This is a genomic window from Priestia sp. SIMBA_032 (assembly GCF_046535215.1).
In the GTDB taxonomy this organism is placed as follows: domain Bacteria; phylum Bacillota; class Bacilli; order Bacillales; family Bacillaceae_H; genus Priestia; species Priestia aryabhattai.
In genome coordinates this window covers 329,352-342,193 of the sequence record NZ_JAWRXD010000002.1, presented here as the reverse complement: position 1 = coordinate 342,193, position 12,842 = coordinate 329,352, and the positions used below count along the sequence as shown (strand labels likewise).

The following is a 12,842-nucleotide window of genomic DNA, read 5'->3' as shown; positions in this document are numbered from 1 at the left end:
TCCTTCCATAGATAGTATGAGTATGTACCTGTATATACGAATAACTTTAACAATAGTTTCAATTTTTTTGAAATTTATCTATTTTATTCTTTGCACCAGAAAAACAAAACATACGTTCGATTATTATCCATATAAAAAACACCTTACACAAGGTAAGGTGTTTTTTATGATAAGTGTTGAAGGACAAGCTTATTAACAAGAGAGCCATCCGCTTTGCCTTTTACTTTCGGCATAAGCGCTCCCATAACTTTCCCCATATCAGCTTTAGAGGAAGACTGCGTTTCTTCAATCGTCGTTTTAATAATTTCAGATAACTCTTCTTCGGTTAGCTGTTTAGGAGCGTAAACTTCTAAAACCGCTAATTCAGAATGAATTTTATCAACAAGATCTTGACGACCTGCTTTCTCAAATTCATGGAGGGAGTCTTTACGTTGTTTGAATTCGCGAGAAATAACCGTCAACTCGTCTGCTTCAGTTAGGTCAGTGCCTAACTTAATGGCTTCGTTTTGAAGAGATGCTTTGACCATACGAATGACCCCAAGCTTCTCTTTCTCTTTGTTTTTCATCGCTTGTTTCATATCACTATTTAAACGCTCGAGAAGACTCATAAATCCACCCTCTTATTAGAACTTGCGTTTTCTAGCAGCTTCAGATTTCTTCTTACGCTTTACGCTAGGCTTTTCATAGAATTCGCGCTTTCTTGCTTCTTGTAACGTACCAGTTTTTGAAACTGAACGTTTGAAGCGACGAAGAGCATCTTCAAGCGATTCGTTTTTACGAACAACTGTTCTTGACATTCTAATTCCCTCCCTCCGAACAAAACCACTAACATCATAATGAAATGACATGTTAGACATGTCTTTTGCAATTATAATATAATGATTCCTTAAGGTCAACCGCTTTACATAAAGTAATGCAGTTATTCCCCCTTTATTTTATGAACTTTCTTGATAAAACATTACTCGTTCAGCTTTTTTACGCGTATGAAAAAAGCTGCGTAAACACGCAGCTTTCCCATAAGTGTTATGAGCTCATTTTCACCTGATCTTGAAGATGAACCTCATCTAGCACGCGAACAAACTCACCTTCATTATAAGGATATCCAGCTTTTGAAATTTTCACTTTTACAAGCTTTCCAACCATTTCTTCAGACGCTTTAAACACAACCTTTAAGTAGTTATCAGTATATCCTACATATAAACCACTTTCAGGATCTTCTTTATATTTTTCTTCCGGAATTACTTCCAGTACTTCTCCTTCAAATGTTGAAGCATATTCTTTTGCCAATTGGTTTGAAAGTTCGATTAAACGATGCACACGTTGATTTTTTACTTCCTCATCAATTTGGTCGGTCATACGAGCTGCTGGCGTACCTGTACGTTTAGAATACGGGAATACGTGAAGCTCTGAAAAACCGTGCTCTTTAATAAAGTTATACGTCTCCATAAACTCTTCTTCTGTCTCACCTGGGAACCCGACAATCACATCTGATGTAATCGCTAATCCAGGAAGAGCTTCTTTCAGACGGTTTAAGCGCTCACCAAAGAACTCCATTGTATATTTACGACGCATACGCTTCAATACCGTATTTGAACCTGATTGAAGAGGGATATGCAAATGACGTACAACCATTTCTGACTGATCTAGTACCTCTATTACTTCATCCGTAATTTGGCTTGCTTCAATTGACGAAATACGAATGCGTTTTAATCCTTTTACTTGAGACTCTAAATCACGAAGAAGCTGGGCAAGATTGTAATCTTTCATGTCTTCTCCGTATCCGCCAGTGTGAATACCTGTTAACACGATTTCTTTATAGCCTGCATCCACTAGCTGCTGTGCTTGTGCTACTACTTCTTTAGGATCACGAGATCGCATTAAACCGCGTGCCCATGGAATAATACAGAATGTACAGAAGTTGTTACAGCCTTCTTGAATTTTTAACGAAGCACGCGTACGGTCTGTAAATGCCGGTACATCTAGCTCTTCATACACGCGTGTTTTCATAATGTTTCCTACACCGTTAATCGGCTGACGCTCTTTTTTAAATTGTTCAATATAATCAAGCATCTTAACACGATCTTGTGTACCTACTACGATATCAACACCAGGAATGGCCATAATTTCAGCTGGCGAAGTTTGAGCATAACACCCAGTTACACAAATAACCGCATCTGGATTTTTTCGCACAGCTCTGCGAATAACTTGACGGCTCTTTTTATCTCCTGTATTTGTTACCGTACATGTATTAATTACATATACATCGGCAGTTTGTTCATATTCAACACGCTCATAACCTTGGCTTTTGAACAATTGCCAAATTGCTTCTGTTTCATAGTGATTTACTTTACACCCTAGCGTGTGAAAAGCAACTGTTGACATAATCGTCACCTCATTAACTCAGTTTGATAAGATATAGCAGACAGCGCATATAAAGGAGCTGTTTCTGCTCGTAAAATTCGCGGACCAAATCCGCTTATTGTAAATTCATTTTCTTCTAATACTTCTACTTCCTGCTCGGTCAAACCACCTTCAGGTCCTACAACCACAAGCACGGAATTGCCGGGCTTTAAAGCTGAAAGAACAGCATGCAGATGAGAGGTTTCTCCTTGCTTTGCTCTTTCTTCATAGGCTACAACTTTATGAGTATAGTCACCGCTAATTTCTACTAGTTTCTTAAAAGAAATTGGGGCTTCTACTGCGGGTACAATCGTACGATGAGATTGTTCTGCAGCCTCTTTAGCAATCTTGTTCCAGCGATCTAATTTTTTTTGACTCTTTTTATCATCCCATTTAACAACTGAACGAGCCGCAATAAAAGGGATAAACCTATACGCCCCAAGTTCTGTCCCTTTTTGGATAATAAGCTCGAGCTTATCCCCTTTAGGCAGACCGTTCACAATCGTAACATGGACTGGAAGCTCTTTTTCTTCGCTTATCCATTCTATAATAGATGCTTTCACTTCGTTAGCGGAAATATTTTCAATTTCACACAAAGCAGCTTGCCCCTGTTCATTACAGGCAATAAACTGTGATCCTTCATTCATTCTCATGACGCGTGAGATATGATGGGCATCATCTTGTGTCACTGTGACACTTCGCTCTTGAAATTGATCATTTGGCAGAAAATAACGTTGCATCTTGACACCTTCTCACTTGTTAAGCTTGTTTTTGCGCAATAATTGCTACCCAGTCTTCCATAAGCGTTACTTCTTGAATAACAAAGCCCGCTGCCGTTAACGCTTTTTTGACATCTTCTTTTTTCGCACTAATAATACCTGATGTAATGAACATGCCTCCTGGCTTCAATACCTTTGCAGCATCGTCTACAAAACGAACGATTACCTCAGCTAGAATATTCGCCACAACAATGTCAACCGGTCCTTCTATACCTTGCAATAAGTTGTTTTGACCTACTGTCACGATATTTCCAACCTGATTCAGTTCAATATTTTCGCGGGCAGAACGTACGGCTACTTCATCAAGATCTAGAGCTTGTACATTACTTGCTCCTAACAGAGCTGCGCCAATACTTAGCACTCCTGAACCTGTACCCACGTCGATAACGGTATCTCCTGCTTTCACTGTTCTTTCCAATGCTTGAAGAGACATAACCGTCGTTGGATGCGTACCTGTACCAAAAGCCATTCCGGGATCAAGCTCGATAATCAATTCATCTGTGCTTACTTTTTCATAGTTTTCCCAAGTTGGTACAATCGTAAAACGCTCTGAAATTTTCACGGGGTGGTAATATTTTTTCCAAGCAGTGGCCCACTCTTCCTCGTTCACTTCACTGATCGTAACTTTGTTAGCTCCTAAATCAAAGTCGTAAACAAGCAGTCCATTAATTTCTTTTTTGATACCATCCACAGTTTCTGCTAAAAAGCTGTTAACTGGAAGGTATGCTTTAATCACTACACCTTCCTCTGGGTAGTCTTCTACGTTTAAATCATAGATTTCACCAAAAGTTGTATCTCTGTCCTTTACTAAATCAGCAGGATCTTCAATAACTACCCCGCTAGCTCCTGATTCATGTAAAATATGAGAGATGGGTTCAATTGCTTCTTGCGCTGTATGAATACAAATTTCAGACCATTTCATTGCTACCAACTTCATCCTTTCTGCCTTCAGTAATATAGGATTTTAAATATGAACATGACAGATGACAGGTTGGCAAAGTACCTTTACCAACCTGTCTCTGTTTACTATGAAAGACAATTATTCTCCTTTAATTGCTCGTTTTACTTTTGCAAAAAAGGAATCATGCTGCTCATCAACGGCTTCTTGACCGCTCAGTTCAGCGAACTCACGCAATAATTGTTTTTGTTTTTCTGATATTTTTGTTGGCGTTACAACGCGAACGTGAATATGCTGATCTCCTTGACCATACCCTCGTACGTTTGCCACACCTTTTCCTTTTAAACGGAATTTCGTCCCCGTTTGTGTACCAGCAGGAATCTTCAGCTTCACCTTGCCGTGTAGAGTTGGTACTTCTACTTCATCACCTAGCGCTGCCTGAGCAAACGTTAAAGGCATTTCGCAGTAGATATCGTCTCCATCACGTTCAAAGAATTCATGAGTGCGCACGTGGAACACTACGTATAAATCTCCCGGAGGACCACCGTTTACCCCTGGTTCTCCTTGAGCACTAACGCGCAGCTGTTGACCATCATCTACACCAGCTGGAATTTTAACATTAATTTTACGTCGTTTTGTTACTTTACCGTCACCGTGGCACGTTGCACATTTGTCTTTAATGATTTTTCCCGTACCATTACAATGATGACACGCACGTCGATTTACTACGCGGCCAAACGGCGTGTTTTGTTCAACGTTTAACTGACCTGAACCATTACAGTGCGAACATGTATCAACTTTTGTTCCAGGTTTTGCACCTGAACCGTGACATGTTTCACACGTTTCTTCACGTGGAATTTCAATTGTTGTTTCTTTTCCGAAAACAGCTTCTTCAAAAGAAAGTGTCATCGTATATTGTAAATCGGCACCTTGTCTCGGAGCATTAGGGTCACGTCTGCGACCACCACCACCAAAGATCGAGCTGAAAATATCTTCAAAGCCGAAGCCGCCAAAGTCTGAGCCGCCTCCACCAAAGCCGCCAAAGCCTTGGTTTGGATCAGTATGACCAAATTGATCGTATTGTGCTTTTTTTTGGTCATCACTCAATACTTCATATGCTTCTTTTACTTCTTTAAATTTGTCAGCAGCATCTTCCGCTTTGTTAATATCTGGATGATATTGTTTAGAAAGCTTGCGGTATGCTTTTTTTATTTCATCTTTTGTAGCGCTCTTACTGATACCGAGTACTTCATAGTAATCTCGCTTACTCATCAATACTCACTCCCGAATCGTTTCACATAAACGTAATTGTATCATTATTAATAATTCCATAGCAACATAAAAGTTACTTTCTATTGCTCCCATGCACGCAAAGAGCCAAGAGAAAAACTTTCCCTTTCGCTTTTCCACGTTAAAAAAGTCAAAGCCAAGAAATAAGCTTGACTTTGACTTTTTAAAAAGATGTGAATCGCACCATGGCGTCATTCACGTTAGTCGTCAAGATGCATTATTTTTTGTCGTCGTTTACTTCTTCAAACTCTGCATCTACAACATCATCATTTTGAGCGCCTTGTTCACCTGCTTGCTGAGCTTGTTGAGCTTGCTCATACAATTTTACAGTTAACGCTTGAACGATTTCTTGAAGTTCATCTTTTTTCGCTTTGATTTCTTCAAGGTCATTCTTTTCAATCGCAGCTTTTAAAGCATCTTTTGCTTCGTTAGCTTTTGTTACTTCAGCTTCTTCTACTTTTCCTTCAAGATCTTTTAATGTTTTTTCAGTTGTAAACACTAATTGATCTGCTTCGTTGCGTAGTTCCACTTCTTCTTTACGTTGCTTATCAGCATCTGCGTTTTCTTCCGCTTCTTTTACCATGCGGTCGATTTCGTCATCTGATAAACCAGTTGAAGATTTAATTGTAATAGCCTGCTCTTTGTTTGTACCTAAATCTTTTGCACGAACGTTTACGATACCGTTCTTATCAATATCGAATGATACTTCGATTTGAGGTACTCCGCGTGGTGCAGGAGGAATGTCTGTTAATTGGAAACGTCCTAGCGTTTTGTTATCTGCAGACATTGGGCGCTCACCTTGAAGAACGTGAATATCTACAGCCGTTTGGCTATCTGCAGCCGTTGAGAATACTTGTGATTTACTTGTTGGAATTGTCGTATTACGCTCAATTAGCTTTGTAAATACGCCACCCATTGTTTCGATACCTAGTGATAAAGGCGTTACGTCTAGTAATACAACGTCTTTTACATCACCAGTTAACACGCCACCTTGAATTGCTGCACCAAGTGCAACTACTTCATCAGGGTTTACACCTTTATGAGGATCTTGACCAGTTTCTTTTTTGATTGCATCTTGTACCGCTGGGATACGAGTTGACCCACCAACTAAGATTACTTTATCAAGTTCGCTTGCAGAAAGACCTGCATCTTTTAAAGCTTGACGCACAGGAGCCATTGTACGCTCTACAAGACCTGCTGATAACTCGTCAAATTTAGCACGTGATAAAGATACCTCTAAGTGAAGAGGACCAGCTTCTCCAGCAGTGATAAATGGTAAAGAAATTTGTGTAGATGTTACGCCTGATAAATCTTTTTTCGCTTTTTCAGCCGCATCTTTTAAACGTTGAAGCGCCATTTTATCTTTACTTAAATCAACGCCGTTTTCTTTTTTGAATTCAGCTACTAAATAGTCGATGATTACTTGGTCAAAGTCGTCACCACCAAGGCGGTTGTCACCTGCAGTTGCGCGAACTTCAAATACGCCGTCGCCAAGTTCTAGAATAGATACGTCAAACGTACCGCCACCAAGGTCATAAACTAAAACTGTTTGATCTTCATCTGTTTTTTCTAATCCGTATGCAAGTGCTGCTGCAGTAGGCTCGTTAATAATACGCTCTACTTCTAAACCAGCAATTTTACCAGCATCTTTTGTTGCTTGACGCTCAGCATCATTAAAGTAAGCAGGAACTGTGATAACAGCTTTTGTTACAGGCTCACCTAAATACTCTTCAGCATAACCTTTTAAATGTTGAAGAATGATAGCTGACATTTCTTGAGGCGTGTATTGCTTGCCTTCAGCTTCCACCTTATGGTCTGTACCCATATGACGTTTAACTGAAATAATTGTGTTAGGGTTTGTAATAGCTTGACGTTTCGCTACTTCCCCAACTTGACGCTCACCGTTTTTGAATGCCACAACTGATGGCGTTGTACGGTTTCCTTCTGGATTTGGAATTACTTTTGGTTCGCCGCCTTCTAATACAGCGACACAAGAGTTAGTTGTACCTAAATCGATACCAATGATCTTACTCATTGACAATGACCTCCTTCATAATATGTAGTGTTATTGATTAACTTTAACCATCGCAGGGCGGATGATTTTATCTTTTAATTTGTAACCTTTTTGAAGCTCTTCTACTACCGTGTTCGGTTCGTATTCATCGTCTTCTACTTGCATCACTGCCTGATGCTCGTATGGATCAAATGTTTTCCCAACTGACTCAATTGCTTCAACACCTTCTTTTTGAAGTGCCTCTACCAATTGACGGTATACCATTTCTACACCTTGTAGCACAGATTTGGTTTGTTCGTCCGCTGTGTTAACTTGTAATGCACGTTCAAAGTTATCAAGTGCTGGTAAAATATCCGCAACCAATGATTGAGCACGGTATTTTTGAGCAGCTTCTGCATCGAGACGTGAACGACGACGGAAATTATCGAAATCAGCTTGTAGACGTAAGTAGCGATTCTCTTCTTCTTCAAGCTGTTGCTTTAATTGATCATTTTCTTGTTGAAGAGGGTTTACTTCCTCAGACGCTTCAGCTTCAGTTGCTTCAGCAGCTTCTGTTTGAACTTCTTCAACCACTTCTTCGTTTTGTTCTTCTACTTGCTTTTCGTTTGACAATTCATTCACCTCCCTTAAATGTTTACACACATTTTCACATTTTAAACAACGATTTTTATTTTATCACAGGGAAAGGATGGAAGTAATATATTCCACCCGATTCCTTTATTCTTTATACAAGTTTGTTAACACTTGAGACATATCTGATGATAGCAGTGTAAGCAAACTAATCACACGCGCATATTCCATGCGGGTCGGTCCCAGTATAGCAATTGTGCCAAGCTGTTCGTGACCAAAAGAATAACTAGCTGTAATTAAGCTGCACCCTACCATTTCATTCAACTTATTTTCATGACCAATTTTCACATGTATGCCAGCCTCATTTGGGCTTAGCAGCTTATAAAACTGCTGTTCATGTTCAATAATGTTGAACAGACCGCGAATTTTATTAAGATCATGAAATTCCGGCTGAGCAAACATATTCGTTTTGCCGCCAACTACTAATTTGCCATTCATGTTGAGCTTTAATGCATCATTGAGTATATCCATCGTCTGCTCATACCCTTGAATGTGGCTTTTTAAGAGCGTCGCTACTTCTTTGTACATTTTATCATGTAAATCCGTAATACGAACGCCGATGAGCTTTTCGTTTAAAATGTTAACCATCTTTTCAATATCGGAAGGTTGAATGCTGCTCGGCAGCGTAATCGTCCGACTTTCAACGTGTCCTGTATCGGTCACAATAATGGCAACAGCTGACTGAGCCGTTAAAGGTAAAATCTGCAGTTGTTTTAACTTATGACTGACCGCTTTTGGCCCTAGCACAATGGACGTTAAGCTCGTTAAATCAGATAAAATTTGAGCTGACTTTTGAACGAGCTGCTCCAGTTCTACAATGCGTTCAGCAAATACCGAACGTACCGTAGAAACATCGCTTGCCTTCAAGTGCTGCGGGGACACCAGGTGATCAACATAATAACGATAACCTTTCTCAGACGGAACGCGCCCTGAAGAAGTATGAGTTTTTTCAATAAATCCAAGTTCTTCTAGGTCTGACATCTCATTACGAATCGTAGCCGAACTAAAATTAAACTCTTCTTTCTTAGATAATGTTCGAGAGCCTACCGGCTGCGCAGATCGAATGAAATCATCAATAATGACTTGTAAAATTAATAACTGTCGATCAGTAAGCACGCTTCATCACCTCTGTTAGCACTCTAAAACTCTGAGTGCTAAATCTAATAATAAATTACCAAATCACTATAGCGATGTCAACGATTTGGTATTAGATTATCCCAATAAAGGCTTGAAAAACTTCATTCCCCAAAAATCGACCATTGTGTGTTAAAAAGACGGAGCTATTGTCTTCACCCAAAAGTCCTTTCTCTTTGTATTCTTGAATAGGTTCTCCAAATACATCTTTTAATTCTCGATTGAATTTTTTCTTAAACTCCTCTTTTGAGACTCCTTTCGTTTTACGAAGGCCCAAAAACATTTCTTCTTCCATTTTTTCAGCCTCGGTCACGCTCACTTCATTAAGATATGCATTTCCTTTTTGCTCGACTGAATCAATGTACTTTTTTAATGGTCCAATATTTGCTCGTCTTATTCCGTCAATATAGCTATGTGCGCCTGCGCCAATTCCGTAATAATCGTCGTTGTTCCAATATGTTAGATTATGAATACTCTCGTAGCCTGACTTTGCGAAATTACTGATTTCATATTGATGAAAACCTTGTTTGTCCATTTCTTTCATAAGCAGCTCATACATAGCTGCTTCTTCTTCTTGAGCAGGCAGCGGCAGCTTTCCTTTATTCATTAAATTATAAAATACCGTTTTAGGTTCAATAATTAACGAATAGGCAGACATATGCTCTACCTCTAATGAAAAAGCGGTTTGAAGCGTAGAAGAAAAATCAGCTACCGTTTGTTCTGGCAAGCTATAAATTAAGTCTAAGCTTATATTCGACATTCCAATCTTTCTTGCTTGCTCAACACAATCAAATACCTGTCTATTTGAATGTACACGTCCAATTTTCTCCAATAACCTTTCATTAAACGTTTGCACACCAATACTTAAACGATTCACGCCATAGTCATGGAGAAGCTGAAGCTTTTCTTTTGTCAATTCATTCGGATTCGCTTCAAATGTAAACTCACCTTTCTCATCATAAGGAAGATACATACGAATGGATTCTAAAAAATACTCCAGCTGCTGTTCATCTAAGGCTGTGGGCGTTCCACCCCCAACGAATATCGTGTTTAAATTGGTCGTTGGATAACGTTCGACTGTTTGCTTCATTTCTTCTCGCATGCTTTCCAAATACGGCATAACGGGCTGATTTTTGAAAAACACTTTATTAAAGTCACAATAGTGACAAATATGATGACAAAACGGGATATGCAGATATGCTGCCTTCACCATGGACTTTCACCTCAATCACATTTATAAATGATAAAAATACCGCAGAGTCTCTCTGCGGTATTTTTATCTATGTTCGTTCACACTTATTTACAGCGCTCAAAACTCTTTACTATCGTATCAGATTAGCTTCATTTTCAAAACTAATTTGACATGTTAAATAATAGAATTTCAGCTATTAATCTTCGTCCATGCGAAGCACAGCCATGAATGCTTCCTGCGGTACTTCAACAGAACCGACCTGCTTCATACGTTTTTTACCTTCTTTTTGTTTTTCAAGAAGTTTACGTTTACGAGAGATATCTCCTCCGTAACATTTCGCTAAAACGTTTTTGCGAATGGCTTTAATTGTTGAACGCGCCACAATTTTTTGACCGATTGCCGCTTGAATCGGCACTTCGAACTGTTGACGTGGAATAAGCTCTTTAAGCTTTTCTACAATGACTTTACCACGATCGTAAGCTGAATCTCTGTGAACGATAAAGGACAGCGCATCGACCGTTTCACCGTTTAAGAGAATATCCATCTTCACAAGCTTCGAAGGCTGATATCCGATAAGCTCGTAGTCAAACGACGCATAGCCTTTTGTATTTGATTTTAATTGATCAAAGAAATCATATACAATTTCAGCCAGCGGAATTTCGTATACAATACTAACGCGATTAGCATCCAAGTACTGCATATCAATAAAGTTGCCTCGCTTCTTCTGGCAAAGCTCCATCACAGCACCTACATAATCGTTTGGTACCATCATCGTTGCCTTCACATACGGTTCTTCCACGCGTTCAATCTTTTGTGGGTCCGGCATATTAGACGGGTTATCTACAGACAGATGAGTCTCGTCTGTTAAATACACGTCATAAATAACGCTTGGAGCTGTTGTAATTAAATCAATTTTAAATTCGCGTTCAATACGCTCTTGGATAATTTCCATGTGAAGCAGTCCTAAGAATCCACATCGGAAACCAAATCCTAAGGCCTGAGACGTCTCTGGTTCAAACTGAAGTGCAGAGTCATTTAGCTCTAACTTTTCTAGTGCTTCACGGAGATCGTTATACTTCGCTGTATCAATCGGGTACAGTCCGCAGTATACCATTGGATTCAGACGACGATAACCAGGAAGAGGTTCACTTGCTCCGTTTTTAGCAACAGTAATCGTGTCCCCTACTCGCGTATCTCCAACGTTTTTAATAGCTGCTGTTAAAAACCCTACGTCGCCAACAGAAAGTTCATCTTTAGCAACGGCTTTTGGCGTTAACACACCTAGCTCCGTTACCTCAAACTCTTTTCCTGTTGCCATCATTTTAATTTTGTCGCCTACTTTTACTCGTCCCTGTACGATACGAATAGATGCGACTACACCTCGGTATGCATCATAAAATGAATCAAAGATTAGTGCTTGAAGCGGTGCATCTGGATCCCCTTCAGGAGCAGGAACTTTTTCAACAATTTGTTCTAAAATTTCTTCGATTCCAATTCCTGCTTTAGCTGAAGCTAATACAGCTTCCGACGCATCTAATCCAATTACGTCTTCAACCTCTTGGCGCACTCGCTCTGGCTCTGCGCTCGGCAGGTCAATCTTATTAATGACAGGTAAAATTTCAAGGTTGTTATCAAGCGCTAAATATACGTTTGCTAGTGTTTGAGCTTCAATACCTTGAGCTGCATCTACTACTAGAATAGCACCTTCACACGCGGCTAAACTTCGCGACACTTCATATGTAAAATCGACGTGTCCCGGTGTGTCAATTAGATGAAAAGTATACTCTTCTCCATCTTTTGCTTTGTATTGAAGCTGCACAGCATTTAATTTAATGGTAATTCCACGTTCACGTTCTAAATCCATTGAATCTAAAAGCTGAGCTTTCATTTCTCGCTGTGTTAACGCATTTGTTTTTTCTAAAATACGGTCTGCTAATGTTGACTTACCGTGGTCTATATGAGCAATAATCGAAAAGTTTCTAATTTTCGATTGTCGTTTCAATCTTGCTTCTCTATCCATATTTTTTTCACTCCTACTGAAAATCGGCAAAATACACTAAATTAAATTATAACAACACATTCGTCAACATTCAATAAGCATTCCATTGGGGATTTTTCCATACAAAAAAGCAGAAAGAGATTCTGCTTTTAATTAAAAAGATGGTGGATAGCCTTAAAAGCTTTTCCTATTGTACTTTTCACGCCTTCCGCTAGACTTTGACCTAGCGAGGAGAAAAAGTTAAAAGCCTTTCGTTTTTCTAAAAACTGCTGTTTTTCATCAATGTTCACAACTTTTTTTGAACCTAAAACAGCAGCTTCCACCTGACCATCTGACGTTTTAGACACATTAATAACATGTTCAATCGAAGGATCATTATATCCCTTCATTTTAATTAACCCTTGCTGAGCCGTCTGCATTCCTAAAAATACGACGCACAGTAAAAAAATGGTTAGCACTACTGATTTTAAAGTAAATTTAATCATATTATTAGGCCCCTTACTTCT

The 12,842-nt window shown here is 39.3% G+C and carries 12 protein-coding genes; all 12 read right to left on the bottom strand.

Annotated elements, in window-relative coordinates:
* Positions 1-164: 164 nt before the first annotated feature.
* The 12 genes from SB717_RS07655 to SB717_RS07600 all read right to left on the bottom strand — a co-directional run bounded on the left by SB717_RS07655 (position 165) and on the right by SB717_RS07600 (position 12,821).
* Positions 165-608, bottom strand: coding sequence for a GatB/YqeY domain-containing protein (locus SB717_RS07655; RefSeq protein ID WP_013059236.1), 444 nt, complete (start codon positions 606-608; stop codon positions 165-167).
* Between the two features lie 15 nt (positions 609-623).
* On the bottom strand, positions 624-797 hold the full coding sequence (gene rpsU / locus SB717_RS07650; RefSeq protein WP_013059237.1) for a 30S ribosomal protein S21: 174 nt from the start codon (positions 795-797) through the stop codon (positions 624-626).
* A gap of 226 nt (positions 798-1,023) precedes the next feature.
* Positions 1,024-2,382 carry a tRNA (N(6)-L-threonylcarbamoyladenosine(37)-C(2))-methylthiotransferase MtaB gene (gene mtaB / locus SB717_RS07645; protein ID WP_410903534.1) on the bottom strand — a complete coding sequence of 453 codons (1,359 nt, stop codon included), beginning with the start codon at positions 2,380-2,382 and terminating at the stop codon, positions 1,024-1,026.
* A gap of 5 nt (positions 2,383-2,387) precedes the next feature.
* Positions 2,388-3,140 carry a 16S rRNA (uracil(1498)-N(3))-methyltransferase gene (locus tag SB717_RS07640; protein WP_410903533.1) on the bottom strand — a complete coding sequence of 251 codons (753 nt, stop codon included), beginning with the start codon at positions 3,138-3,140 and terminating at the stop codon, positions 2,388-2,390.
* 19 nt (positions 3,141-3,159) lie between these two features.
* Positions 3,160-4,101, bottom strand: coding sequence for a 50S ribosomal protein L11 methyltransferase (gene prmA / locus SB717_RS07635; RefSeq protein WP_074677983.1), 942 nt, complete (start codon positions 4,099-4,101; stop codon positions 3,160-3,162).
* A 117-nt stretch (positions 4,102-4,218) separates the two neighbouring features.
* The gene (dnaJ, locus tag SB717_RS07630) at positions 4,219-5,349 is read right to left on the bottom strand and encodes a molecular chaperone DnaJ (protein ID WP_013059241.1); all 1,131 of its coding nucleotides are present in this window, start codon (positions 5,347-5,349) and stop codon (positions 4,219-4,221) included.
* Between the two features lie 235 nt (positions 5,350-5,584).
* Positions 5,585-7,402, bottom strand: a complete 1,818-nt coding sequence (gene dnaK, locus SB717_RS07625) for a molecular chaperone DnaK (protein WP_013059242.1) — start codon at positions 7,400-7,402, stop codon at positions 5,585-5,587.
* 30 nt (positions 7,403-7,432) lie between these two features.
* The gene (grpE, locus tag SB717_RS07620; RefSeq protein WP_028411655.1) at positions 7,433-7,993 is read right to left on the bottom strand and encodes a nucleotide exchange factor GrpE; all 561 of its coding nucleotides are present in this window, start codon (positions 7,991-7,993) and stop codon (positions 7,433-7,435) included.
* A gap of 105 nt (positions 7,994-8,098) precedes the next feature.
* Complete coding sequence (hrcA, locus tag SB717_RS07615; RefSeq protein WP_013059244.1) at positions 8,099-9,127, bottom strand: heat-inducible transcriptional repressor HrcA; 1,029 nt, start codon at positions 9,125-9,127, stop codon at positions 8,099-8,101.
* 91 nt (positions 9,128-9,218) lie between these two features.
* Positions 9,219-10,358 (bottom strand): radical SAM family heme chaperone HemW, encoded by a 1,140-nt coding sequence (gene hemW, locus SB717_RS07610; protein ID WP_074677553.1) that lies wholly within the window; start codon positions 10,356-10,358, stop codon positions 9,219-9,221.
* A 175-nt stretch (positions 10,359-10,533) separates the two neighbouring features.
* Positions 10,534-12,357: a translation elongation factor 4 gene (lepA, locus tag SB717_RS07605; protein ID WP_074677555.1), complete on the bottom strand. Its 1,824-nt coding sequence runs from the start codon at positions 12,355-12,357 to the stop codon at positions 10,534-10,536.
* A 128-nt stretch (positions 12,358-12,485) separates the two neighbouring features.
* A complete protein-coding gene (locus SB717_RS07600; RefSeq protein ID WP_074677557.1) occupies positions 12,486-12,821 on the bottom strand; it encodes a DUF3679 domain-containing protein in 336 nt (111 codons plus the stop codon).
* Positions 12,822-12,842 lie beyond the last annotated feature (21 nt).